Origin of the sequence: Mesorhizobium sp. M8A.F.Ca.ET.161.01.1.1 (assembly GCF_004792105.1) — a bacterium.
Lineage (GTDB): Bacteria > Pseudomonadota > Alphaproteobacteria > Rhizobiales > Rhizobiaceae > Mesorhizobium.
Map to the genome: position 1 here is coordinate 719,143 of NZ_SRTD01000002.1, position 26,300 is coordinate 745,442.

Consider the following 26,300-nt stretch of genomic DNA (forward strand, 5'->3'; position numbering starts at 1 on the left):
CTTGGGAAATTCGATCGGGCTTGGGGAAGCAATATGATCAAATTGACACGCCGGACGCTGCTTGTCGGCACGTCCGCGCTGATGGCTGCCGGCACGATTTCGTTCCGGGCGTTGGCCGCGTCGCGCACCTACCATGCGCTGCTCGTCGCCTGCACCGAATATCCGGCCTTGCCCCAGAGAAACTGGCTTATCGGGCCGAAGAACGATGCCGCCCTGGTGCACGAATACCTGCTGAAGAACGTGCCCGATCCGGTGCGATTCGCGCCGGAAAACGTCACGCTGCTGGCCAAGGACGTGCCCGGCGCCAAGGGCTTGCCGACCCATGCCGCGATCATGACGGCACTGGCCGACCTCGGCGCCAAGGTTCAGCGCGACGACTTTGTCTACCTGCATCTGTCCGGCCACGGCGCCCAGCAGCCCGAGAGGGTCAAGGGCGACGAGACCGACGGACTCGACGAAATTTTCCTGCCCGTCGACATCGAGAAGTGGATCAACAGGGATGCCGGCGTGCCGAATGCGCTGGTCGACAATGAGATCGGCGACGCGCTCGATGCCATCCGCGACAAGGGCGCCTTCGTCTGGGCGGTGTTCGACTGCTGCCATTCCGGCACCGCCACCCGCGCCGTCGATGTCGATGACGAGCTGGATCGCAAGGTCGAGTTCGCCGACCTGGTCGGTGGCGACGAGGCGGCCAGGGCGGCAGCCATCAAGGCGTATGAGAACACCGTCGCAAGCGCATCGCGCGGCCTCGACGAGAATGGCCAGCGCAAGCCGGCCTTCAACCTGTCGCCGACTGGCGGCGAGCCGATCACCAAGGGCAAGTTGGTCGCCTTCTATGCCGCGCAGACGGTCGAGACGACACCGGAGATGCCGCTGCCCAAGGGCACGGCCGATGCGCCACGCTTCGGCCTCTTCACTTTCACCATCCTGTCGAAGCTCGCCGAAAACCCCAACGTCACCTACCGGCAGCTCGGCCAGGCCGTGCTGCAGCAATATTCGGCCGACAGCCGTACCCGGCCGACGCCGCTGTTCGAAGGCGAACTCGATGCGCGCGTGTTCGGCACCGACAAGACGGATGCGGTCATGCAATGGCCCGTTACCATCAAGGACGGCGAGGCGTCGATCGGCGCCGGCCTGCTGCACCGCCTCACCCCCGGCAGCAAGCTCGCCATCCTGCCGTCGGCGCTGTCGTCGCTATCCGACGCCGTCGGCTATCTCGAGGTGGAGTCAGCCAAGAACCTGGAGAGCCGGGTCAGGCCGGTCGAGTTCGACAAGAAGCCCGCGCTCAAGGTGGCTGATATCCCCTCCAATGCCTATGCCCGGGTGGCGGAGATCGCCGTCGACTACAAGCTCGCCGTTGCACGACCGGCCCCGACCAAGGGACTGGAGACGGAAACGGTACTCGTGAACTCGGTTCTCGACGAATTGGCCGCGGCCAAGGAGACGGGCTTCAACATCGAACTGGTCGATCCGGGCAAGAGCGCCGAACTTCGCTTCGCGGTGATGCGCGAGAATGCCATTGCCGGCGCCGACGGGAACGCAACCGGCAAGCCGGCCCTGTGGTTCCTGCCGGCTTCGGGCGACGTGACCTTGAAGGATGGCGGGAGGCCGCCCCTGATCATCATCCACCCCGACGACCGCCAGAAGCTTGTCGATGCGACGGCCAGGAATTTGCGCACCATCTTCCGCGCCACCGGGCTTTCCAGGCTGGCGGCGGCCTCCGACTACAAGCCCGAGGATGTCGACGTGCAATTCCAGGTCAAGCGTCGTGACAAGGACGGGCTGGAGCCGTTGCAGGCCTCGGTAGTGCCACGCGTCTCACCTGGCGACGAAGTGCATGTGCTGGCAAAGAACAGCTCGGACCAGCTGGTCGACATCAATGTGCTCTACGTCGGCAGCGATTATTCGATCACCCACATCGTTGCCGAGCGCCTCGCCCCGCAGGCCACGCTGGAGGAAGGGTTGCTCGCCTTCACCGACACCAGCTTCGGCATGGAGCGGATGATCGCGGTGCTGACCGAGGCGCCGCCGGAAAGCGAAAAGGAGGATCTGAGCTTCCTGGCGCAGGACGGTGTCGCGTCGATGACGCGCGGGATAGGTCCCGCCAGCTTCTCCGACATGCTCGCCGATATCGGCATGGCGCCGTCGACGCGATCGGTGATGCGGCTTGCCGACAAGAGCGGCCCGAAGGGAGCGGTGATGATCTTCCCGATGGAGACGGTGCCCCGCGCCTGAGAATTCAGGCGCGGGTGTTCATGGCCGGGCCTTGCACTGCCGGCACGATGGGGTGAAAACTTTTGGCCGACGCGTTGGGACGTGACACGGCCGGCGGAATGGATGGGGTGGTTCGTGAGCTATAGCCTATTTTCCTGGAGTGCCACGGTTGGCGGCATCGTCGCCGGCCTGCTGCTGGTTGCCGACGCGTCGGCGCAGGACGCCTGCGGCCTCTGCGCCAAGCAGGTGGTCATCAATTCGGAACTGGCGACCTGCTTTCTCGACCAGTACGACCAGATCGCCAAGGCCAGCAGCGACGCGATCGTCGTCGATCTCTCGGGCTGCGCCTCGCGCGGCATCGTCGAAGCCTTGCCATCGCCGAACAAGGCGCCGGCGGAACCGGACGTGCAGTTCATTGTCTCGCGCCCGCAACTGGCGTGCCTGAAGAAGCAGCTCGAAGCGCCGGGCGTGGTGCTCGATCCCTCCGCCACCATCGAACTGGATAGCTGCAAATGAAGAAGCCGGGGGGCACGACGAAGCAGGCAGCAGCAGTGACACCGGCAAAGGAGGCGGCTGCGAAGCAGGCGCTGCCGGAAACCACCGAAGGCTTCCCGTGGCTGAGCAGTCATGAGATCAAGAAGGAAAGCAACCCCTTCACCGACCGCGACTGGCGCATGCTGGTCTATGCCTGGTCGGGCATGCTGGTGCGCTTCGCCATCATCTTCACCTTGGCATTCTCGGTCTATCAGTTCCTGGCCAACCAGGAGCAGAAGCGCGTCGAGCAGACCATGTCGCTGGTCGAGCTTTGGGAGACCAAGGATTATCAGCAGGCGCAACGGGCACTCAAGGATCGCCTCGCGGCCCTCAATTCCAAATACGACAATCTGCTCAGCGCCAACCCTTCGCCGACCGAGGAGCAGGTATTCCGGCAACGTATCGGCATCGAGGCGATGAGCGCTTCCGGCGGCGACATGCCGCTCGCCGACTTCAGCGAGAATTTCGACCGCATCGTCTATTTCCTCAACCGGCTCTCCTTCTGCGTCGATGGCGACCTGTGTTCGCGCAAGGTGACCGACGCCTATTTCCGCGACTATGCCGTCTCCTTCTGGAGTTACTTTGCCGGCTATGTCGACAAACAGCGCAAGGCCGGCTCCCCCACTTTCGCCACGGCGATCGAAGCCTATGTGCGCAGCGGGCGACCGTCGGCTGAAGCCAAATAACGATGACAAGGATGAGCCTCCGCCTCATGCGTGCCTTCCGCTGGCTCGCCATGGCTGGAGCCTTGGTCGCCGCGTCGGTCGCCCGTGCCGAGGACGCCCCGGATTTCCACCTCGATCTCGACACTGGCGGCCACAGCGCGCGGGTCACCGATCTCGCCTTCACGCCCGATGGCGAGAACCTCGTCTCGGCCTCCGACGACAAGACCATCCGTATCTGGGACTGGCAAAACGGCGTCAGCCTGCGCACCATCCGTGGCTATCTCGGCAACGGCAACGACGGCAAGATCTTCGCGGTCGCGGTCTCGCCGGACGGCAAGACGATCGCCGCCGGCGGCTATTTCGGCGCTGGTCTCGGCGACAGGCCGCCCTATGGCGACATTAGGCTGTTCGACTTCGCCACCGGCAAGATGAAGGCCGTACTCAAGGCAGCCGACTACGCGACCTATGACCTTGCCTTCTCTCCCGATGGAAAGATGCTGGCCGGCGGTGGCGCCGATGGCGTCGTCTATCTCTGGAGGCTGGACGACAAATCCACGGCCGGATGGACGCTGGACAAAAAGCTCGACGCCGATTCCTGGCATATCGACAAACTGGCTTTCGCCGCGGTGGGAACCCGACTGGCGGCGACAACGACGGACAATGGCATCCGGCTCTGGGACATCACGAAGGGCGAGCAGATCGCCTTACCCGCCGAAGCGGAGCAGCTGCGGGACGTCAGCGTCATGGCGCTGGCCGTTTCGCAGGACGGCAGCCAGTTTGGCACCGGCAGCAAGGACGGGCAGGTCCAAATCTGGCGTGCGGCTGATGGCACTCTGGTGCGCGCCATGCCGAAGCAGGATTTCCTCATCGGTTCGCTGAACTTCGCCAAGGGGTCACGTCTGATCGCTTCCTGCGGCTACCGCTGCGCCAACAAGCACCGCTCCATCGTCTGGAACACCGACACTGGAGACAAGCTGCTCGACTATGCCGGCCATGACGGCACAGTCTACGCCAGCGCCGCCAATGCCGACGGGTCGCTGGTGGCGACGGCCGGCGGTACCCGCAACGCCATCCAGGTCTGGGACCCGGCGACGGGTGAACGCAAGGCCCTGCTGCAAGGATCGGGGGAGCCGGTGACCGCGGTCGGCATCGACGCGGCGAACGGCATCATCGGCTGGGGCGATGCCAACCCCTGCCCCGAGCGCGTCGCCTGCCCGGAACAAATGGGCGCGCTGGAAAAGAAGCTGGAACTGCCGACCGCCGAGCGGTTCTTCGACGACCCCCAGCTGCTGACGGAGCAAAACTCGTTTGCCCGCGCCACACTGACCAGCGGCCAGTGGTCGCTGCACGCCACGGTCGGCGGCAAGGACGCGCTGGAAAACGCAGTGCTGGAAATCGCCAATGGCGGTAAGGTCGTGCGCACGATCGAGAACGACGCCACCAACGGCTTTGCCCATTCCGCCTTCACGCTGATCGACAACGGGCTTGGCCTGATCACCGGCGGCAATGACGGCACGCTGCTGGAGTACAAATCCGCGACCGCCAGGGTATCAGGTGAATTCACCGGCCACACCGGCGAGGTCAACGCTATGGTCGCCTCCGAAAAGGCCAGCCTGCTGGTCACCGGCAGTGCCGACCAGACGCTCCGGCTCTGGAACCTGAAGACGCACGAACTGATCGTGTCGATGTTTTTTGCCGGGTCGCAATGGATCGCCTGGATGCCGCAGGGCTATTACTATTCCTCCGACGAGGGCGACAAGCTGATCGGCTGGCACGTCAACCAGGGTCGCGACCATGAAGGCCGCTTCATCCGCGCCGGCCAGCTGAAGAAATACCTCTGGAGCCCGGAAATGGTGCGCCGCGCCATCATCCTGCGCAGCGCCAGGCAGGCGGTCAAGGAGATGCGGCCCGGCGTCGACGACGAGTTGCAGAAGCTTCTCCAGCGCAAGCCGCCGGAGTTCGGCATCCGCCTCGCCGGCGATCAGAGCAAGGTGCGAGACGGCTACGTCGCGGTCGAAATCACGGGCGCCAGGGAGGCCGGCGCTGATGCCGCCGGCTTCTCGATCCTTTCGAACAGCCGCAATGTCGGCGACGTCACCGCCCGCTCGGTGGACGGCAACAACACCATCGTCGAGGTTCCGGTCGAGGATGGCCAAAACACCATTCGCATCACCGGCACCAATGAATACGGCTATCTGACCGAGCGCAGCGTGACGACGCTGGCAAGGAAGGCCGAGAAGGCCCAAGCCAAGGGCAAGCTCTATGTCGCGGTCGTCGGTGTCGACAAATATCCGTTCCTGACCGACGCCTGTTCGGGCCATGCCTGCGACCTGCGCTACCCCGTCGACGACGCCACTGAATTCCTCAAGGTGGTTGCGCAAAAATCGGCGCCCCTGTTCTCATCGATGGAGACACTGGTGCTGGTCAATCGCGAAGCGCTCAGCCCCGACAAGGCGCGGCAGACCTACACCGTCGCCAGCGCCGACACCGTCATGGAGCCGGATTCGCACACGATCGACGACCAGCTCGCGGATTTCCTCGACAGACCCGGTGAGCACGACACCACCATCGTCTTCGTCGCCGGCCACGGCATCAACATCGACGAGGATTACTATTTCATCCCGACCGATGGCCGCAAACAGGACGCCGAGCGTTGGAAGCGCTCCTCGCTGGTGGATTGGTCCGACATCCAGAAATCGGTCGAGCGGGCCAAGGGCATGCGCTTCATGCTGCTCGACACCTGCCACGCCGCCAACGCCTTCAATCCGCGCCTGGAGAAGGACGCTGAGGACGCGCGCATCGTCGTTTTCTCGGCCACCGCCGCCAACAACACCGCCGCCGAATTGCCCGAACTCGGCCACGGCGTCTTCACCTATTCGATTCTCGAGGGCCTGCGCGGCAAGGCGAGAACCTCGGATGGCGGCGTCACATTGTTCGGGCTTGCCGATTTCATCTCGCGCGAAGTGGTGCGGCTGACCGCTTCGAAGCAGAAGCCGTTCTATTATGTCGGCGGCGTGGAAAACATCGTGCTGGCCGAGCCGTGACCATCAAACGTCGGCGCCAAGGGACCCCCCTCTGTCCTGCCGGACACCTCCCCCTCAAGGGGGGAGATTGGCTGACATTGCTGCTTTCGCCAATCTTCAATGCAGCAAGACTGGTACCAAGGCCGAAGCGTTCAATCTCCCCCCTTGAGGGGGAGATGTCCGGCAGGACAGAGGGGGGTCGCCTCGCGCGAATCTGGCCGGCTATGGCAATGCTGTTCTTCCTCCCTCTCCCAGCCTTCGCCGCCCCTGTCGTCTGCCCGCCCGGCGCCGAGAATTTCCCGCCCTTCTACGACGACGCCAAGCTGTTCGAGAATGCCATCGCCAGCGCGGCCGAGGTCCAGCCATCCAATCAGCGACTGACCGGCATCACCGTGCCGCATCATCTGCTGGCCGCCGACCTGGTGGCGCTGGGTTTCCATGCCGCTTCGGGCTTCCGCTACAAACGCATCGTCATCTTGTCGCCGGACCATTTCCACAAGACGCGCAAGCTCTACGCCACTTCCATGCGCGGCTTCGACACCGTGCTTGGTCCGGTGGAAGCCGACACCGATGCCGTGCGGCTTCTGGAGAAGAACAGCGACATGGTCGAGGAGTCCTGCCTGTTCGACAAGGAGCATGGCGTACGTGCCATGCTGCCTTTCCTGCACCACTATTTCCCCGAGGCGAAAATCGTGCCGGTGGCGATGTCGGTGAAGGCGCGGCGCCGCGACTGGGACAGGCTTGCCGAGGCACTTAAGACAATTGTCGACCACGACACGCTGATCGTCGAATCCACCGACTTCTCGCACTATCTGCCGCAGCATGAGGCACGCCGTTTCGACCAGCAGTCGCTCAACATGCTGGCCGCCAGCTCGCTCGACGGCATCGCGGCACTGCGCCAGCCCGATCATGCCGATTCCGTCGGCGCGCTCTACATCCAGACCAGGCTGCAGCGCGAATTGTTCGGCGCCCTGCCGCTGGTCGTCGCCAATGAGAACTCGCAGGAACACACATCGGATTATGTCGAGCGCACCACCAGCTATGTGGTGGCGCTGTTCGGCGCTTTCGGCCCCGGCTTCAACAACCCCACACGGCCCAAGGACAAAATCTATTATCTCGCCGGCGACGTGAATTTCGGCCGCGCCATGAAGAAGATTTTGGTCCGCGACGGTGTTGCCGACCGCATCGTCGACAGCATCCTGTCGCTGACCAACTCGCGGCCGCTGATCGTCAATCTCGAAGGCGTCATCCTGCCCAACGTGCCGGAGGCCATCGACGATATGACGCTGGCGATGCTGGAGGGCCTCGCTGTCGACATGCTGAAGCGGCTGCATGTCGCCGGCGTGAGCCTCGCCAACAACCATGCCTACGATCTCGGCCCGTCCGGCTATGCCGAGACGCTGCAGGCGCTGGACGAAGCCGGCATCCCCCATGTCGCCCAGGGCGAGACGCTGGCGCTCGCCGATCTCGACCTGGTCGGCCTGACTGACATCGACACCAACGGCTCGAAGAACAGCGACCTGCTCACCCCAGCCTTGCTCGACCGCCTGCTGCACGAAAATGCGGAACGCCCGGTGGTCGCCTTCGTCCACTGGGGCCGCGAATACAAGACCGAGCCGTCGGCGCGCGAAGAGATGCTCGCCGACCAGATGCGGCTGCGCGGTGTGTCGGCCATCGTCGGCGGCCATCCGCATGTGTCGAGCGAGGCAATCGTGCCGCTCGGCGGCGGCGATGTGGCTGAAGTCTATTCGCTCGGCAATTTCCTATTTGACCAGAAGGCGGAACGCTCGTCCGGATCGATGCTGGAACTGCGCGTCTTTCCCCAGGGCACGATCTTCGCCCGGCTCATTCCCCTGCCCAACTATTTCGAGATGGGCCGCAAATAGCCGTTCCTGGATCAGGATGCGCCAGGCTTAAGATCGGGCCGGCATCACCTGAATATCGATACGTCCTAACCGCTGCAGCCGACCATGTCGCGTGGCAGATAACACGCCGCCGGCTCGGTCTTGGTCTCGAACAGCGACCGCTTTGGCTTGAAATAGAAGAAGGTCACCGGCTTGCTCTCGCGAACGCTGCCATCGGCGAAATGCGCGGCGATGCTGAAGTTGTGGATGGACGACATCGACGACCACATCTTCAGCCGCGCCGTATAGGCGCTGATGTTCTTGTTGCCGCGCACCGGCATGGCGATCGTGTAGTCGTGCTTGCCGATTGGAAACTCGATGTTCTGGTAGCGCATCGCTTCCGGTGTGCCGCCACCGCCATCGCCGCATTCGGCCATCGATTCCGGGGTCTCGAAAACCGCCACGGTCACCGAGGTGCGAAACGGCTCGCTGTTCTGATTGATATGACCTTCGTCATCTGTCCAGGAATAATCGAGCTTGCCGATCGCATTCAGTGTCATCGCCTGCTGCATATTGCCGAGATAGTCGGCGACCTCGCCGAACTTGATCTTGTTGGCCAACTGGCTGCGGCAGACATTGAGACTGTCCACCGACGGACAGGGAAACCGCCCCGTCTCCAGGCTGGCGGTGTCGACGCCGGCTTCAGTGAGCACGCTCTTGATCGACACGTCGACGCCCTCGCCGAAACTGCCAATGTCCTTGCTGAACATACGGCTTGGCTGGCCGCTGGGATTGCCATCCTCGTCCACGGTCGTGAACTGGATGGACATTTTCATGTCCTTGGCGTCGCCCCAGCCATTGTTGATGATCGAGAAATCCGGCCGGAAGCCGACACAGCCGAAATGCTCCGATATCGACAGCATCGGCTTGCGGTAGGCATCGCTCGAGGCGACCTTCATTTCCAGGCGGTCGAGCCTGACTTTGGATTGGTCCGTCGTTTTGAGGTCGACCTCGGCGAAGGCCGGCGCTTCGTCCCAATCCTTGCGGCCAAAGACATTGCTGGTCGTAACCTGCCCGGTGCCGTTCCAGCTGTCATTGTCCTCATCCGCCTGCGGATAGATCGCGATGTCCTCGTCGCGCACCAGGTGCTGGTACTGCATGTCGGATTGCTGCGTCATACGTTGATCCACCACGACCCCGATCTCGACCTTGTCGGCGTCGCCGCCGCCGGTCTGCGCCTTCAAAAGGCCGCCGACCCGGGCATCGGCCAGCACGTCTGGACGCGAGCTGCCGACCTCCTTGCCCATCACCCATTGCGATTGATAGACCGTGCCGCCGGCGAGCCGGGTCCGACCCTTGCCGTTCTTCAATCCGTCGACAAAGGAGCCGGCGAATATTTCGCCGGTCTTCGACATGAGCCGGCCTTCGCCATTCGCGACGCCAGCGACGAACTGGCCTTCATAGCGGTTGCCCTCGGCATCGATATGGATGCCCTTTCCGTTGAATTCTCCCTCAAGCCACAGCCCGTCGAAGACCTCGCCCGAACGAAGCTCGAGCCGCCCTTGCCCATCCAGCCGGCCGTTCCTGACGGAGCCAAAATAACTGGAATAGACGGTCTTCGGGTCATAGTTCGCAGAGCCGCGCACGCGCCAGACCAGGCGGCCCTTGCCGTTGACGGTGCCGTCTTCGGCGATCGTCCGATCGGGAGACTGGCCAGCGGCCGGCTCCCAGGTGAAGTCGAGATTTTTTTCCGGTTGGAAATCCCACACCCGCACCATCCTGCGCAGCACCGAACGCGTCCGGCTCTGATAGAGGACCTGCACGCGCTCCGCCCAGGCGCCGGCTGGCTGCGAACTGCCTCCGTTGGCGAAGGCCTGTCCGGTAAGAGATGCCGACAACATCAACGCCGCCAGCAGGGGAGCGGCAGCCATTGCCCTCATTGCGAAGATTCCTGGCCTTGCCATATCCCACCCCTCAACGCCCAACCCCTTGGATGACCAAGCGTAATCGTGCCGGTGGGCTGGCGCAAGTGACGGCTCCGACCGTGCACGCCATCACATAGAAAACCGGCGGCGGGAACGTCCCGCCGCCGGTTCTTTGTTTCTCTGTCGCGGCACGCGCCGCGACCGTCGGCAGCCGTCATTTGTAGAGGCTGTTGATCCACTGGACGTTGGCGGCGTTCAGGCGCACGGCGGTGTTGGCCTCAGGGCTTTCCGCCACGTTGACGCCGGTAATGATGCGCTGCTTGGACTTGGTGTCATAGGCATAGACCGAGCTGCCGCTCGACCCCGGGAAAGTATCGCAGTCATACTGGAAATACTCCGGAGCGATGTTTTCGGCATGGACTTCGCAGCTCGCCTTCCACATCGTACCCATCGGCTTGTCGCCGGGATAGCCGACGAGGTTGGCGGTGAAGTCGCCGAGATCGTCATAGTTGGCGTAGCCCAGCCAGCCGAGATTGGTGCCGACATCCTGCTTCAGCGTGATGATGCCGAGATCCCACGGGATCACCGAACCGTAATAGCCCTGGTAGTTGTCGATGAAGCCCTGCAGCACATAGGCGCTTTCGTATTCGAAGGCGCCGAACGGAGCGTCATCGGCGGTGCTGCCATTGAGGCCCGGCACGAACAGGTAGTCGGAGAGCCAGTCCTTGTCCTCGTGGCTGTAGAGACAGTGCGCGGCGGTGAGCACGGTGCGCGGGCCGATCAGCGTTGCCGAACAGCTGCCATAGCCGGTCTTCGACTTGGCTTCGAGATAGCCGATCGCCGAGAACGGATAGGTTTTGGTGTTCTTGACCTGCTCACGATCGTCGGTGCCGAAAACCTGACGTCCGGCTTCGCCTTCGCCAAGGTCAGGGTCCTCGGTCTTGCGCGGGCCGCCCTCGGCGCCATTGGCCGGCGCATTCAGTTCCTTGATGATGATCTCCCGCAGCGCTTCGCTCGGTTCGATCTTGATCTCCTTGCCATCGGCGGAACGTCCGATGATGCCATAGGATTTGACAGCCGCTTTCTCGTCGGTGATCGGCGCGGCCCGGTTGTCTTCGTCAGTCAGCGTTGGCGGCGCGATCGGCTTGGCCCGCCCCGGCTTGTAGTCGCCCGAAGTCACGTCCCGCATACTTTCGCCATTGCCGGCACTGGCGGAGCCAGGATCGGCGGCGAAAGCAGGGACCGCCAACATTGCGGTGGAAAGCAATGCGGACGCAATCATAAGCTTTGTCAGTTTTGTCATGGTGAGACTCTCCCAAAAGTCAGCAAGGACTGGATCAAAATACAGAAATATTGTCGAGATCGTGGTGGTGTTGAAAAATCGGCAAAGGCTATCGGCGAACGTACCGGATCGTTGTTTGCCTCGGTCAATCTAAAGCCCCCGCCTAAGACCCTGCCACGACATACTGCCTAAAATAATCCAAGATTGGCAATGATAAATCGCTTCCACGTAGCCCGTGGGGGCTATAGAGTTTTGTGCGGGTTCTGCTCGCGGGCACGGTTAGCAAAAGTGGAATTCGGTTTTGTGACCGATCGCGCGCCGTTCGATACGGTGCGTGTCCGATCGCCGAACCGGCGGCCCCTGGTTGCACAATGCCCGGCGTCGATCCGCGCGGGAGAATTGTCTCAGGAGGGGTTCAGGTGCACATCACAAATCGGTTCGGACAGGTCGTTGCCGCATCGCTGCTTGGCATCGCCACTGCCGTTGCATTCATCAACGCCGGCCAGGCGGACGAGGCCGCCGTCAGGCCGGAAGCGGCCGTTTCGCCGATGCAGCGGGTGACCGATGCCAGGGCCAAGGCAGCGGCGGAGAACCCTGACGGCACCGATCGCGTCTATGGCGGCAATCAGGCTGAAAAGGGCGCCTATCCTTTCCAGGTGGCACTCCTCACCACCGCCAGGCTGGACGAGAATCCGGCCTCTCAGGCCAACGCGCAGTTTTGCGGCGGCAGCCTGATCGCGCCGCGATGGGTGCTGACGGCGGCGCACTGCCTCAACGACAAGGGCCGCCCGATCTCGCCCGATTCCGTCACCGTGCTGACCGGTGCCACGGATCTCAGCGAAGGCAAGCGGCACAGGGTTGTCGAAGTCATTGTCAACGAGGGCTACAGCGAACAGACGCTCGACAACGATCTCGGCCTGCTCCGGCTCGCCGACCCGGCCGATGCGCCGACCATCAAGCTTACCCATGACGCGACACCCGACACCGGCAAGACCACCGTCACCGGCTGGGGCAAGATGCAGGACGGCACCTTCCCGACCACGCTGATGGTCGCCGATCTCGACCTGCAGCCAAACGGCGCCTGCAACAGTGGCATCAAGGCCATCTATGCGCATGATCTGAAGGCGGCTCTCGGAGACCTGTCGCACCGCATGCGCTATTCGGAAAAGGGCATCGATGCCGCGGCCAACGCGATTGCCGCCGACATGACCGACCCGCTGACCAGCAACATGATCTGCGCCGGCACCACGAGCGGCGTGCGTGACGCCTGCAATGGCGACAGCGGCGGACCGCTGTTCATGACCGGTGCCGGCGGCCCGATCCAGGTCGGCGTCGTCAGTTGGGGCGAAGGCCCGGCCGATGGCAGCGCTGCCTGCGGCCACAAGGACGCCTATGGCATCTACACGCGGCTGGCCAACTACAGCGGCTGGATCGAGGCCAAGATGAAGACTTCCGCGCCGGCGCCGGAAAAGCCCAAGGCCGGACTCGGCACCGCCCAGAAGCCAAAGTCGCCCTGAACCGGCCGCTTCGGATTGCCATGGAAACGGCGGGAACATCCCGCCATTTTCATTTGCCGGCTTTCAAGCGAGCCTATTTCCTTGGCGGACCTTTGCGCTCGGCGGACGCCGCCCACAGATTGATGTCGGACTCGCGCGCGTAAGTATCGATTTCGGCCAGTTCGGCGTCGCTGAAATCGAGCACCTTGAGCGCGCCGACGCAATCCTCGACCTGCTCGGGCCGGCTGGCGCCGATCAGCGCCGACGTCACCTTGCCCTTGCGCAACACCCAGGCCAGCGCCATCTGCGCCAGCGTCTGGCCGCGTTTGCCGGCGATCGCGTTGAGCGACTTGATGTTGGCAATGGTGCGGTCGTTGATGAAGGCCGTCTTCAGCGACTTGCCCTGGGAGGCCCGGCTGCCATCGGGAATGCCGCCGAGATATTTATCGGTCAGCATGCCTTGCGCCAGCGGCGAAAACACGATGGAGCCGACGCCGAGCCCTTCGAGCGTGTCGAGCAGCCCGTCCTCCTCGACCCAGCGGTTCAACATCGAATAGCTCGGCTGGTGGATGACACAGGGCGTGCCCAATTGCTTCAATATGTCGGCGGCCTCGCGGGTGCGCTGCGAATTGTAGGACGAGATGCCGGCATAGAGCGCCTTGCCCGAACGCACCGCATGGTCGAGCGCGCCCATAGTTTCTTCGAGCGGCGTGTCGGGATCGAAACGGTGCGAATAAAAGATGTCGACATAGTCGAGCCCCATCCGCTTCAGGCTCTGGTCGAGGCTGGCCAGTACGTATTTGCGCCCGCCCCATTCGCCGTAGGGACCGGCCCACATCTCGTAGCCGGCCTTGGTCGAGATGATCAGCTCGTCGCGATAGGCGGAAAAATCGGTGCGCAGTATCTCGCCGAAAGCGGTCTCCGCCGAGCCGGGCGGCGGACCATAATTGTTGGCGAGGTCGAAATGGGTGATGCCGAGGTCGAAAGCCTTGCGGACGATGGCCTGCTTGGTCCGATGCGGCGTGTCGTCGCCGAAATTGTGCCACAGCCCGAGCGAGATCGCCGGCAGCTTGAGGCCGGACCGCCCGCAGCGGTTGTAGATCATGTTTTCGTAGCGGTTTTCAGCGGCGATATAGGGCATGGGAAATCCTCGAATCTGAACGGACAGGGCACCGTCATCGCAGAGGCGATGAACGTGCCCGTACGCCATCCTTTACCCCCTCCCCGGAGGAACGGGGAGAGGGGGCAAGCAAAATTATCGATAATCTCCGCGACTACTTCTTCTTGGCCAGGAGATCCTTGGCTTGCTTGACGCCAAGCGCGGCCGGACGCTCGCATGTGGTCTGCATGGCGACGAACTTGCCGGTTTCGCCGGAGCGCAGGAGGCCGGTCATGACATCGACGGCATGCAGCGCGAGTTCCATCGAGCAGCGGTGCGGCCGCCCTTCGGCGATCGCCAGCGCCATGTCGGCCAAGCCCGCCGTGCGGTAATTGGCCATCATGCCTTGGCCGTGCATCTCATTGGGGATGCCCAGCGGATGCTTCCATTTCGGCTGCTTCTTGACCGGTTTGCCCTCTTCGGTGAAGCGCACGTCGCCGCCGAAGAAGTTCGGATCCGGCACGAACACCGTTCCGGCCTCGCCATAAAGCTCCATCGGCGCGTGGCCATGAGCCCAGACGTCCCAGCTTGTGTTCAGTGTCACCACGGCGCCGTTCTCGAATTCGAGCAGGCCGTGAATGGTGGTCGGCGTGTTGACCGGGATCTTTTCACCCGCTCGCAGCTTGGAGCTGATGGTCCGCTCCTTGGCGGGGGTCGTCGCGAAAGCCGCCACCTGCTTCACCGGCCCGATCAGCTGGATGAGATTGGTGATGTAGTACGGTCCGATGTCGAGCACCGGCCCGGCACCCGGCTGGAAGAAGAAGTCCGGATTGGGGTGCCAGTGTTCCATGCCATGGCCCATGACATGGCAGGTGCCGCTGGTGATCCTGCCGAGCTTTCCCTCGTCGATCAGCTCACGCACCAACTGGTGCGCGCCGCCGAGAAACGTGTCCGGCGCCGAGCCGATGCGCAGCCCCTTCTTCTCGGCCCGCGTCTTGAGGTCCTGGCCCTCCTTGAGCGACAGCACGAACGGCTTTTCCGAATAGACGTGCTTGCCGGCATCGAGCACCTGCTTCGACACCTCGTAGTGCACGGCCGGAATGGTCAGGTTGACGATGATGTCGATATCGTCGGCCTTGAGCAGATCCTCGACGGTTTCGGCACGGAGCTTGAATTCCTTCGCCCGTGCCCTGGCCGCGTCCATGTTGATGTCGGCGCAGGCGCGCATCTCGATGCCGCGAAACAGCGGCGCCAGCGAGAAATACGCCTTCGAGATGTTGCCGCAGCCGATGACGCCAATACCCAGTTTCTTTGCCATGGTGGTTGTTCCTAGTAGCTCTTGACGGTTGCGATCGAGCGGCGGGCGAAGCGCTCGATGTCGTTGGGATTGTCCTGTTCCATGACAAAGTATTTCGCCGCGCTCTTGGCCCGCAACACCTTGATCAGGTCCGCCCAGTCGATCGTGCCGTGGCCGACATCCGACCAGCCATCCTCATCCAGCCCCTCGCCCGGCTTCGCTATGTCCTTGACATGGACGGCGACGATGCGCTTGCCGTGCTTTTCGATCCAGGGCAGCGGGTCGGCGCCACCGCGGACCACCCAGGCAACGTCCATTTCCCAGCCAATGTCGGGGGCGGACGACAGGATATGATCCTGCGGCAGCGAACCGTCGGCGAGCGCCTTGAACTCGAAATCATGGTTGTGCCAGGCAAAGCCATAGCCGGCCTTCGAGGCCACCTCGCCGACCTTGGCCAGGCGCTCGCCGAAGCCGCGCCAGCCGGCGGTATCGGATGGCCTGTCCTCCGCCATCAGATAGGGGCAGATCAAGAGCTTGACGCCGAGCGTTTCGGCGATCCGGCGCACGCCGTCGAAATCCTTCTCCAGCGCATCGATGGAAAAATGCCCGGTCGGCATGGCAAGGCCGTTCTTGTCGAGTTCGGCGCGGAAGGCCTTGGGATCGTCATAGACGCCGCCGAAGCCTTCGACCTCGGCGTAACCGAGCTTGCCGAGCATTTCGAGCACATCGGTCCAAGGCAAGAAATTGCGGGCGCTGTAAAGTTGAAATGACCAGTTCATCGTCTCTGTCCGTTCTGCTTGGGGATTGTCTTTGGGAGGATGGTCTTCTTGGGAGCTACATGCGGTTGCCGGATGGGATATCGAACAGCGAGGCGCGGGCGGGGTCAAAGCCGATCCGAACCGGATCGCCATTGCGCAGCGTCTTTTCCGCCTCGACGCGGAAGGAGAAATTGCGGTCGCCGAGCTTCGTCCACACCAGCGTGTCGGAGCCCATCGGCTCGACGATTTCGACGGCGGCGTCGGTGGCGAAGGGCATGGAGTTCGCGGCCTCGCCAAAGGCAACGTGCTCCGGCCGGATCCCGAACACGCAAGGCCCGCTCTTGTTGCCGGCGCCGTCGAAGCCGTAGCGATCGAGCGGTATGGTCAAATTCCCGGTCTTGAACACCGCCGTCGTGCCAGCCTCCAGCTGCCCCTCGACGAAATTCATCGCCGGCGAGCCGAGGAACCCTGCAACGAACCGGTTGACCGGACGGTTGTAGATGGTCTGCGGCGCGTCGAGCTGCTGGATGACACCGCCCTTCATCACCGCGATGCGATCGGCCAGCGTCATCGCCTCGATCTGGTCGTGGGTGACGTAGATCATCGTGTTCTGCAGCTTGCGGTGCAGAAGCTTGATCTCGACGCGCAGCTCCGAACGCAGCTTGGCATCGAGATTGGACAGCGGTTCGTCGAACAGGAAGACATCGACATCGCGCACCAGCGCCCGCCCGATCGCCACGCGCTGGCGCTGGCCGCCCGAGAGTGCCGCCGGCTTGCGCTGCAAAAGCGGCTCGATCTGCAGGATCTCGGCGGCACGCGCGATGCGCTTGGCGATTTCGTCCTTGGCGATGCCGGCGACACGCAGCCCGAAGGACAGGTTCTTCTCCACCGTCATCTGCGGATAGAGCGCATAGGACTGGAAAACCATGCCGATGCCGCGGTCCTTGGGCTCTTCCCAGGTGACGTTCTTGCCCTTGATGAAGATGCGGCCTTCCGAAATGTCGAGCAGACCGGCAATGCAGTTGAGCAAGGTCGACTTGCCGCAGCCGGAAGGTCCGAGCAGCACGATGAACTCGCCTTCGGCGACATCGAGGTTGAGCGTCTGCAGCACCGAGACCGCGCCGAAGTTCAGCGACAAGTCCTGGATCGAAACGCTGGTGCCGTTCGCCGCCATCGCCATCACCCTTTCACCGCGCCGGCGGCAATGCCGCGCACGAACAATTTGCCGGAAATGAAATAGACGACCAGCGGCACCAGGCCGGTCAGGATGGTGGCGGCCATGTTGACGTTGTATTCCTTCACGCCCTGCACCGAGTTGACGATGTTGTTGAGCTGCACCGTCATCGGATAGGTGTCGGGACGGGTGTAGACGACGCCGAACAGGAAGTCGTTCCAGATGCCGGTCACCTGCAGGATGATGGCGACGACGAAGATCGGCAGCGACATCGGCAGCATGATGCGCAGGTAGATGCCCCAGAAGCCGGCGCCGTCGACGCGCGCCGCCCGGAACAGCTCCTCCGGCATCGAGGTGAAATAATTGCGGAACAGAAGCGTCAGGATCGGCATGCCGAAAATGGAATGCACGATCACCAGGCCGGTAAGGCTGCCATAGAGGCCGATCTCGCGCAGGATGATGACGATCGGATAGATCATCACCTGATAGGGAATGAAGGCGCCGACGATCAGGATGACGAAGAATGTGTCGGCGCCCTTGAAGCGCCAGTTGGCCAGCGCGTAGCCGTTCACCGAGGCTATGGCGATCGACAGGATCACCGAGGGAACGGTGATGCGCACCGAGTTCCAGAAACCACGCGAAAGCCCGTCGCAATTGAGGCCGGTGCAGGCCTGCGACCACGCCTTGACCCACGGCTCGAAGGTGATCTCGAGCGGCGGCGAGAAGATGTTGCCGAGGCGGATTTCCGGCATGCCCTTGAGCGAGGTGACGACCATCACATAGAGCGGCAGGAGGTAGTAGAGCGCCACAACGATGAGCGTACCGTAGAGGAAAATGTTGCGGCGCGAGAACATGTGTCGCGGCTTCGGTCCGCTCGGTCCGGAGACGCCGGCTTGCGGGTTTGACGACGCGGCGGACAAGGAGAGGACGTGGTCAGACACGCTTGCGGCCTCCGAATTCGAGATAGGCCCATGGCACGATGACGATCATCACCGACAGCAGCATCATGGTCGAAGCGGCAAAGCCCTGGCCGAGATTCTGAGCGAAGAACATGTAGTCGTAGACATATTTTGCCGGCACTTCGGAGGCGATGCCGGGACCCCCGCTGGTCTGCGCAACGACGAGGTCGTAGACCTTGACGATGCCGGACGCGATGATCACCAGCGTGGTGATGAACACCGGCCGCATCATCGGGATGATGATGAAGAGATAGGTCTTCCACATGGGTATCCCGTCCACCCGTGCGGCCTTCCAGATATCCTCGTCGATGCCGCGCAGGCCCGCCAGCATCAGGCACATGATCAGTCCCGTGCCTTGCCAAAGCGCGGCGATCGATATGCCGTAGATGACGATGCTGGAATTGTAGAGCGGATTGAAGTCGAAGCTGGTCCAGCCGAGGCTTCGCACCACGCCCTGGACGCCGAAATCCGGGTTGAGCAGCCACTGCCAGACAAGGCCGGTGACGATGAAGGAGAGTGCGAAGGGGTAGAGGAAGATGGTGCGGAACGTGTCCTCGAAACGGATCTTCTGGTCGAGCAGGGCTGCCAGCAGAAACCCGATCACCAGCGAGAACACCAGTGAGATCACGCCGTAGATCAAGAGATTCTCGATCGAGATCAGCCAGCGCGGCGTCGCCCAAAGCCGGTAATACTGGTCGAGCCCGACGAAATTCAACCGCGGCAGGAGCTTCGAATTGGTGAAGGAATAAAGCACCGTCCACGCCGTGCCGCCGACGAACACCACCACGGCGGTGAGCACCATCGGGATCGAGGCGATTTTCGCGTTGAGATTGCGGAAAAGCCGGTTGGGGCGTTCGCTGTTGCTCATCTCGGCAGCCTCGCTGGGACAATAAGAGCCTCACGCTCCCGACCCTCGATGGACAAGGGCCGGGAGCTGGCGGGGGCGCCTGAGATCAATCGGCGGAAGCGATGATGTCGGCGAAGCGCTTCTGCGCCTCTTCGAGGGTCATGTCGGGCTTGGCGAAGAACTCCGAGAACAGGTCCTCCTTCTGCTTCTGGCTGTCCTGCGAGAGCAGTTGGTCCGTCCACGGGATGACCGCGCCCTTGGCCAGGATGGCGAGGCCCTTCTTCATGCAGTCATTGGCCGCGGCGAGGTCGACGTCGCCGCGCACCGGCAGCGAACCCTTCTTGAGGTTGAAGGCGACCTGGGTCTTGGGATCGAGCAGGGTTTCGGCCAGTACTTCCTGCGCCTTGGCCTTGTCGGCATCCTTGAGCAGCGGGAAATAGAAGGCGTCGCCGCCCGTGGCGATGACCTCGTTCAGGCCAAGGCCGGGAAGACAGGTATAGTCCTTGCCGGCGGTCTTGCCGGCGACCTGGAACTCGCCCTGCGCCCAGTCGCCCATGATCTGGCCGCCGGCCTTGCCGGTGATGACCATGTTGGTGGCCTGGTTCCAGTCCTGCACATTGGTGTTCTTGGCCATCTTGCGCGCATCGTCGGCTGCCTTGAAGACCTTGGCGACTTCGGGACCGGCGGCGAACTTGGCGTCCTTGTCCTTGTAGACCTTGAGGAAGGTGTCGGTTCCGCCGACCGCTGCAAGCAGCACGTCGAAGGCGCCCGATGCCTGCCAGGCCTGCCCACCGACCGCGAGCGGCACGATGCCTGCCTTCTCCAGCGCCGGGGCCGCGGCCACATATTCATTCCAGTTCTTCGGCACCGGCACGCCGGCCTTCTCGAAGGCCGCGTTCGACAGCCACAGCCATTGCCAGGAATGGATGTTGACCGGCACGCAATAGATCTTGCCGCCGATCGTGCAACTGTCGAGCAGGCTCTTGGGCCGCACCACTTCCGTCCATTTGCCCTTGGTGGCGACATCGGTGAGGTCGCGCATCAGGCCGGCCTGCACCAGTTCTTCCGCCTGCCGGCCATGATTAAATTGGGTGGCTCCCATCGGATCGCCGCCCGTGATGCGGCTGATCATGATCGGCCGCGCCGTACCGCCGGACCCGGCGATGGCACCGTCGACCCAGTGATTGCCTGTGGCGTCGAATGCCTTGGCGAGTTCGGCGACCGCCGCCGCCTCGCCACCGGAGGTCCACCAATGGGTGACTTCCAGATCGGTCGCGGCCGCCGGCCCGGCAACGTTGAGCGCAACTGTCGCGGCAAAGGCAGCGGTCAGGAATTTGTATCGCATTTCGGCTTCCTCCCAGAAATCTGAAACGTTACAGATTTTCGATACGGCAATTGCGCCGATGGTGCAACCCCGGCCGTGCGGGTGACCTTACATTTTTTCGAAGCGCGAATAAATTCTTGGAGCTCACGGGCGTGCTGCATCGCAACACGCCGCGATTGCAGTGCAAAACGGTCAATTTGCCTGTAAAACTCGGCAAAGTCGCCGCTAAGACAGCCTTCGCCTTGGATTCCCAGGGGAATCTGCCCGCCAGATATCGGTAGCCATACTGGCGCATGACAAGCCGAGATTGGCAATCTGTAACGTTTCAGTATATTGCAACCACACAAGGCCTGAAATCATGCCGGATTGCGGATTGCGGCGATTGCCGACCTGGCCTGCGGCTGCTATGCGCCTGACGGGCGGGAAGAATGGACAAACAGCGGACGAAAAAAACCGAAGAGGCGTCGGCGCAAGAGCGGCCGACGCTGAAGACGCTTGCCTTCATGACCGGGCTCGGCGTCACCACCGTATCGCGCGCCCTGAAGGATGCCCCGGAGATCGGCGCCGAGACCAGGCGTCGCGTCCAGCTCATCGCCAAGCAGATCGGCTACCGGCCCAACCGGGCCGGCGTGCGCCTCAGGACCGGCAAGACCAATGTCATCAGCCTCGTGCTCAACACCGAGCAGGAGATCATGAGCTTCGTCTCCGACATCATCTATGGCGTAACCGAAGTCATCGCCGACACGCCCTACCACTTGATCGTCACACCCTATTCGCGCTCGCAGGATCCGCTGGATCCGGTGCGCTATCTCGTGGAGACCGGTTCGGCCGACGGTGTCATCATCTCGCGCACGCAGCCGAACGATCCCCGCGCCCGCTACATGCTGGAGCGCGGCATACCATTCGCCACGCATGGCCGCACAGATATGGGGCTGGTTCATCCCTACCATGATTTCGACAACTACGCCTTCGCTGCCGAGGCCGTGCGCCATCTCGCCGGCATGGGCCGCCGCCGGCTCGCTTTGGTGACGCCGCCGGCCGGTTTGAGCTACTACCGCCATACGGTCGACGGCTTTGCCGACGCGCTGAGCGAAGTCGGCGCCAGCGAGGTGCCGTTCAACACCATCTCGATCGACCATTCGATCGAACAGATCAGGATGAGGACCGCGCAGCTGATGCGGCGCGATATCAGACCGGACGGCATTATCAGCAGCGCCGCCGCCGCGACGCTCGCCATCGTCGCCGGTATAGAGGATGCCGGCTTCAAGCTCGGCCGCGACGTCGACGTGGTGTCGAAGCAGTCGTCGGATCTGCTGCATCTGTTCCGGCATGAATTGCTGGTCGTCAACGAAGATTTCCGGCTGGCCGGCTCCGAGCTTGCGCGCTCGGTGCTCGGCTGGATCGGCGGCACCGCGCCCGGCTCGCTGCAGAGCCTGAGCGAGCCGAAGGGCGTTGTGGCCTATCGGCGCTCAGGCGACTAACGCGCCGCGCCGCTGCCCCAAGGGCCGTGGAACGCACCCTGCTCGCCGATGCGCTCGAAACCATGCGCACCGAAGAAGTCGCGCTGCGCCTGGATCAGGTTCGAGGTGCCGCGGCCCTGGCGATAGCTGTCGAAATAGGCAAGCGCCGAAGACAGCGCCGGCACCGGCGTCCCGGCTTCGGAAGCCCTCGCCACGATGCGCCGCAGCGACGGATGCGCCTCCTGCATCAAGCTGATGAAAGCCGGCGCCATCAGCAGGTTGGTCGAAGCGCCGCCACTGCTGAAGGCCTCGGCCATTGTGTCGAGCATTTGCGAGCGGATGATGCAGCCGGCGCGCCAGATCTTGGCGATGGTCGGCATCGGCAGGTTCCAGTTGAACTCCTTCGAGGCGCCGGCCATCACGGCAAAGCCCTGCGCGTAAGCAGCAATCTTGCCGGCGAACAGCGCCAGTTCGAGGTCTTTCAGCAGCGTATCCTTGTCGCCAGAAATTTTCGTCACGCCGATATTGCCATAGGCCTTTTCGGCTGCCTGCCGTTCGTCCTTGATCGACGACAGCACGCGCGCCGCCACCGCCGCCTCGATCGCGGTCGCCGGAATGCCGAGCTGCTGCGCCTCGATGACGGACCATTTGCCGGTGCCCTTCTGGCCGGCGCGATCGAGGATGATGTCGACCACCGGCTTGCCGGTCTTCGGATCGTCGGCGGCGAGCACCTTGGCGGTGATCTCGATCAGGTAGGAATTGAGCCGGCCCTTGTTCCAGTTGGAAAATACCGTGCCGATCTCCTTCGGCCCCATGCCCAGGCCATCGCGCAGGATACCGTAGATCTCGGCAATCATCTGCATGTCGGCATATTCAATGCCGTTGTGGATGGTCTTGACGAAATGCCCGGCGCCGTCCGTACCGAGCCAGGCGGCACACGGCTCGTCCTTGAACTTGGCGGAGATGGCGGTCAGCACCTTCTCGACACGCTTCCAGGAGTCTTCGGTGCCGCCGACCATGATCGACGGCCCATGGCGCGCGCCTTCCTCGCCGCCCGAGACGCCCATGCCGATAAAGGTCAAACCCGAGCCGGAGAGCTCGGAGAAGCGCCGCATCGTGTCGCGGAAATTGGCATTGCCGGCATCGATGACGATGTCGTTGGCCGACAGCACGCCGCGCAGCGCTTCGATCTGCTCGTCCACCGGCTTGCCGGCCAGCACCATGATGATGATCGGGCGGGGTGGCCGGATCGCCGCGGCAAGCTCTTCCAGGCTGTAACAGGGGACGACCATGTCCCTGAGCGCACCGGCATTCTCGACGAAGGCGTCCGTGCGTGCTTTGGTGCGGTTGAAGACGGCGATGCGGTGTCCGTGTTCGGCGATGTTCAGCGCCAGGTTGGAGCCCATCGTGCCAAGGCCGATCAGGCCGATTTCGGCTTTTTCCATCGTTTCTTCCCTGCTTTCGGATCGCTTTGTTGAGGCCGTGTTTTGCGGGCGATGATTGACGAGCGTTTCGGGCCGCGTCAACCGCCTCGCCGAATTGTGTTACAGCCGTACGCAGACGTTTCCCGTTCGACAATGGTATCACATCCGTGAGTTACGGCCTGATGTCGATCGGCGCCTCGATCTTCACCACGTCGAAGTCCGAGACCAATATGTCTATGCGCACCGTCCAGCGGCCGGGAACCGGGATGACGAGGTTGCCGACACGCCAGCTGCCGTCGCCTGGCTTGGTTGCCGCGCGCTTCAGCGGCTCGATGCCGGAGTCGCGCTTCGACAGCACCAGCGTCACTTCCTTGGCATCGAGCGGTCCGAAATCCCCGGTCATGATGATCATCGAGACGGAAACCGGCCCGGCATGGCCAGGCGTGATGCTGAGATCGGCCATCGCCTGCAGCGCGTGGATGTGGACCGAAACCGGTTGCGCCGCCGCGATCGCCAACGCCCGTGGCGGCGGTGTGAAGCGCCAGCCCGCGGCGACACCGAAGATCGCCAACACGATCAGCACTTCGACGCCGACCGAGCGGGTGAGCCTGCGTTGCACCTCGGTCGCGCCCGCCTCGGCCGAAGCGGTGAGCTTCCAGCGATTGACGGCGGCCAGCGTGAACAGGAAGACCAGCAGCGCGAGCTTGACCAGCAGCAGCCGGCCATAGGCAGTGTCGACCAGCGCCGAGGGCGTCCGCACCTGGATCACGGCCAACACGATGCCCGCCGCGGCAAGCAAGGCGACCACGGGCAGGATGGCCCATGAGAAGCGACGCAGGAATTCGACGGCGCCGGCCGCTTGACGCTTCAGCGCGAGACCGAGCGGCACCAGAGCGCCCGCCCAGAACGCGATACCGGCGCCATGCACGAAAACCAGCGGCCGTGTCAGCCATTGCGGCTCGGCCGCACTTGCGTGGCCGCTTGCGGCAAGTGCCGCGCCCACACCCGCCAGCCCGGCAAGGGCAAGCGGCCTGGCCGCCGCGCGCGGTGCGGCCAGCGACAGCAGGCCAAGCCCCAGCGCGATGAGGGCGATCAGCACCGTCCAGCCGAAGCTGGTGCCGAGACCGGTGCGCCAGACGACCGGCTGCGCCAGATGGGAGAGCGGCGCGCCGAGCGCATCGAGGCCTTGCAAGCCCAGCGACAGCGGCGCCGCCACCAGTCCGCACAGGATCGTCCCGGCAACAAAGCGCTGACCGGCACGGCCATCCCCGGCCAGCCAGGCAAGGGCGAAAGCGCCGCCAATGCCGAAGAAAAGACCTGCATAGAGAAGGACCTTGCCGATCCAGATCGCCGACCGCAGCGGCCAGCCGATCGCTTCGGAGACGGCCGGCGGCTCGCTTGGCGCACCTATGGAAAACAAGAGCGAGCCGCCGACCGGATGGCCGTCGGCGGAAATGACACGCCAGCTCAGCACATGCGTGCCCGATTTGAGCGCCCGCGGATTGTCGATCTCGACCGTCTGCTCGCTGAGGCGGAAGGATGTCAGCGCAACCGGCGTGCCGTCGGGCCTCACCAGCGTCAGCACCAGCGGCGAGACCGGCTCGCTGAAGGTCAGCGAGAACCGCGCCGGCGCCTGTGCCAGCACGGCGCCGTCGGCCGGGTCGGTCTTGATCAGCGCCGCATGGGCAAGGGCCTGGCTTGTCGAGGCCATGACGATGAACGCGATGACCATCGCGAAAAGCCCACAGGGCCAGCCGAATCGCTTGCTGGTCGTTGCGGGCCTTTGAAGTGGGGATCTCTCGTTCATGCTGTCGCCATGGAATTGGCGGCGCACCTTGCCGACAGGCGCGCCGCCAGAAAATCATTTCTTCGGCGTGAGCTTGATGCCGGGCGCCGGGTTCTCAAGCGCGTCCTCATCCTGTCCGGCCGCCGGAACCTCTATCCAGCGGGCGGCGGCATCGCCGCATTCCTGCACCACCGGGAAGTAGAGTTTCTGGCCGGCGGGCAAATCCGCCGTCAGCGTCGCCCGGAAGACGAACTCGTCGTAGAATTCATCCGGCAGATTGCCGCCGCTCCAGTCGATTTCCTTCACCCCGTCGGCCACCGCCTGGCCGTAGAGCTGGTACGACTTCTCGTACTTGCCCTTCTTGGTCTGCAGCGTCCAGCCAGGCTTGGGCATCGGCTTGACCGCGATCACCCCTTCCGGAATCTGCACGCGTACGGCGGTCGTCGCCTTGCCGTCGCAACCATGCGGCCGCGCAGCACTGCCTTGTAGGTCGAGCCGACCGCCGCCTCCTGGGTCTCGAGCGTGATGTGCGGGAAGGCGGCATTTGTCCCCAGCACGAGAAACGCGCCGGCCGCCAAAAGATATCTGATCATGATGGTCCCTCTAGAATCCTGATCGGTACGACGGTCGGTTCAATCATTGTCTTCTTGAGGCGCCGCGCTGCCCATGGCTTGCACGGCGAATTTGATCGTCACCGTCCCGGCCTTTTCGAAGGTCAGCGTGGCGGCGAACATCTCGCCTTGCTTGGGTGGCTGCTTCAAATCCATGAACATCACATGATAGCTGCCGGGACCCAAAACGACCTTGCCGCCGGCCGGAATTTCGAGACCACCGGTGACCGGCCGCATAGTCATCACGCCGTCCTTGACGCCCATCTCGTGCAGTTCGGCCTTTTCCGAGATGTCGGAGGTAATCGACAGCAACCGGTCCGGCGTGCTGCCATTGTTGGTGATGGTGAAATAGCCGCCGGCCACCTTGGCGCCGGTCGGCGTGGCACGCGACCACGGATGCCCGATCTCGAGATCACCGAGTTTGAATTCATGCGCCAGGACAGTCTGGACGCCGCCGAGCATGATCACGAAAGCCAGGGCGGCAACGCCGAAACGTTCCTGGACGCGAGACAGAATGCGGCTGAACAAAGTGCCCGCCGCTATACGGAAAGAATGGGACATGGTTGCTCCATGACGTG

General features: G+C 63.2%; 19 protein-coding genes and 1 pseudogene. 7 read left to right on the forward strand and 13 right to left on the reverse strand.

The annotated features are described in order from the left end of the window. Positions 1 to 33: 33 nt before the first annotated feature. From EN804_RS08490 to amrB, 5 genes are all read left to right on the forward strand, one after another. Positions 34 to 2,235, forward strand: a complete 2,202-nt coding sequence (locus tag EN804_RS08490; protein ID WP_189524449.1) for a caspase family protein — start codon at positions 34 to 36, stop codon at positions 2,233 to 2,235. Between the two features lie 114 nt (positions 2,236 to 2,349). Beyond that, positions 2,350 to 2,730, forward strand: a complete 381-nt coding sequence (locus EN804_RS08495; RefSeq protein WP_135919147.1) for a hypothetical protein — start codon at positions 2,350 to 2,352, stop codon at positions 2,728 to 2,730. Next, positions 2,727 to 3,434 (forward strand): hypothetical protein, encoded by a 708-nt coding sequence (locus tag EN804_RS08500; protein WP_135919148.1) that lies wholly within the window; start codon positions 2,727 to 2,729, stop codon positions 3,432 to 3,434. The genes EN804_RS08495 and EN804_RS08500 overlap by 4 nt, the downstream gene beginning before the upstream one ends. Before the next feature lie 11 nt (positions 3,435 to 3,445). Then, positions 3,446 to 6,457, forward strand: a complete 3,012-nt coding sequence (locus tag EN804_RS08505; protein ID WP_246693392.1) for a caspase family protein — start codon at positions 3,446 to 3,448, stop codon at positions 6,455 to 6,457. Between the two features lie 209 nt (positions 6,458 to 6,666). Continuing rightward, positions 6,667 to 8,322 carry an AmmeMemoRadiSam system protein B gene (gene amrB / locus EN804_RS08515; protein WP_246693393.1) on the forward strand — a complete coding sequence of 552 codons (1,656 nt, stop codon included), beginning with the start codon at positions 6,667 to 6,669 and terminating at the stop codon, positions 8,320 to 8,322. A 65-nt stretch (positions 8,323 to 8,387) separates the two neighbouring features. On the opposite strand, the gene EN804_RS08520 is transcribed toward amrB, so the two are convergent. Together EN804_RS08520 and EN804_RS08525 are read right to left on the reverse strand one after the other, a co-directional pair. Then, complete coding sequence (locus EN804_RS08520) at positions 8,388 to 10,220, reverse strand: hypothetical protein (RefSeq protein ID WP_245511771.1); 1,833 nt, start codon at positions 10,218 to 10,220, stop codon at positions 8,388 to 8,390. Between the two features lie 199 nt (positions 10,221 to 10,419). Beyond that, complete coding sequence (locus EN804_RS08525) at positions 10,420 to 11,508, reverse strand: serine protease (RefSeq protein ID WP_135919150.1); 1,089 nt, start codon at positions 11,506 to 11,508, stop codon at positions 10,420 to 10,422. 398 nt (positions 11,509 to 11,906) lie between these two features. On the opposite strand from EN804_RS08525, the gene EN804_RS08530 reads away from it, so the two are divergent. Next, on the forward strand, positions 11,907 to 13,004 hold the full coding sequence (locus EN804_RS08530) for a trypsin-like serine protease (protein WP_135919151.1): 1,098 nt from the start codon (positions 11,907 to 11,909) through the stop codon (positions 13,002 to 13,004). 73 nt (positions 13,005 to 13,077) lie between these two features. Here EN804_RS08530 and mgrA read toward each other — a convergent pair whose 3' ends face one another. The 7 genes from mgrA to EN804_RS08565 all read right to left on the reverse strand — a co-directional run bounded on the left by mgrA (position 13,078) and on the right by EN804_RS08565 (position 20,462). Further along, a complete protein-coding gene (gene mgrA, locus EN804_RS08535; RefSeq protein ID WP_135919152.1) occupies positions 13,078 to 14,124 on the reverse strand; it encodes an L-glyceraldehyde 3-phosphate reductase in 1,047 nt (348 codons plus the stop codon). Positions 14,125 to 14,257: 133 nt separating this feature from the next. Beyond that, entirely contained in the window at positions 14,258 to 15,400 is a 1,143-nt protein-coding gene (locus EN804_RS08540; RefSeq protein ID WP_135919153.1) for a Gfo/Idh/MocA family oxidoreductase, read from the reverse strand. Between the two features lie 11 nt (positions 15,401 to 15,411). After that, positions 15,412 to 16,158: a sugar phosphate isomerase/epimerase gene (locus tag EN804_RS08545; protein WP_135881429.1), complete on the reverse strand. Its 747-nt coding sequence runs from the start codon at positions 16,156 to 16,158 to the stop codon at positions 15,412 to 15,414. Between the two features lie 55 nt (positions 16,159 to 16,213). Further along, a complete protein-coding gene (locus EN804_RS08550) occupies positions 16,214 to 17,311 on the reverse strand; it encodes an ABC transporter ATP-binding protein (protein WP_135919154.1) in 1,098 nt (365 codons plus the stop codon). 5 nt (positions 17,312 to 17,316) lie between these two features. Then, positions 17,317 to 18,252, reverse strand: a complete 936-nt coding sequence (locus EN804_RS08555) for a carbohydrate ABC transporter permease (protein ID WP_135919155.1) — start codon at positions 18,250 to 18,252, stop codon at positions 17,317 to 17,319. Beyond that, complete coding sequence (locus EN804_RS08560) at positions 18,245 to 19,138, reverse strand: sugar ABC transporter permease (RefSeq protein ID WP_127872345.1); 894 nt, start codon at positions 19,136 to 19,138, stop codon at positions 18,245 to 18,247. The genes EN804_RS08555 and EN804_RS08560 overlap by 8 nt, the downstream gene beginning before the upstream one ends. A gap of 85 nt (positions 19,139 to 19,223) precedes the next feature. Continuing rightward, a complete protein-coding gene (locus EN804_RS08565) occupies positions 19,224 to 20,462 on the reverse strand; it encodes an ABC transporter substrate-binding protein (RefSeq protein ID WP_135865786.1) in 1,239 nt (412 codons plus the stop codon). Positions 20,463 to 20,869: 407 nt separating this feature from the next. Between EN804_RS08565 and EN804_RS08570 the strand changes: the two genes are divergently transcribed. Continuing rightward, positions 20,870 to 21,922: a LacI family transcriptional regulator gene (locus tag EN804_RS08570; protein ID WP_135919156.1), complete on the forward strand. Its 1,053-nt coding sequence runs from the start codon at positions 20,870 to 20,872 to the stop codon at positions 21,920 to 21,922. Here EN804_RS08570 and gndA read toward each other — a convergent pair. The 4 genes and pseudogenes from gndA to EN804_RS08590 form a co-directional block, all read right to left on the reverse strand. Continuing rightward, positions 21,919 to 23,346 (reverse strand): NADP-dependent phosphogluconate dehydrogenase, encoded by a 1,428-nt coding sequence (gene gndA / locus EN804_RS08575; protein ID WP_127277050.1) that lies wholly within the window; start codon positions 23,344 to 23,346, stop codon positions 21,919 to 21,921. The genes EN804_RS08570 and gndA overlap by 4 nt on opposite strands. Before the next feature lie 151 nt (positions 23,347 to 23,497). After that, positions 23,498 to 25,057 carry a copper resistance CopC/CopD family protein gene (locus tag EN804_RS08580; RefSeq protein ID WP_127277048.1) on the reverse strand — a complete coding sequence of 520 codons (1,560 nt, stop codon included), beginning with the start codon at positions 25,055 to 25,057 and terminating at the stop codon, positions 23,498 to 23,500. A 129-nt stretch (positions 25,058 to 25,186) separates the two neighbouring features. After that, positions 25,187 to 25,704, reverse strand: a pseudogene (locus EN804_RS08585) (YcnI family protein). A gap of 39 nt (positions 25,705 to 25,743) precedes the next feature. Next, positions 25,744 to 26,283, reverse strand: coding sequence for a copper chaperone PCu(A)C (locus tag EN804_RS08590; protein ID WP_127277046.1), 540 nt, complete (start codon positions 26,281 to 26,283; stop codon positions 25,744 to 25,746). Positions 26,284 to 26,300 lie beyond the last annotated feature (17 nt).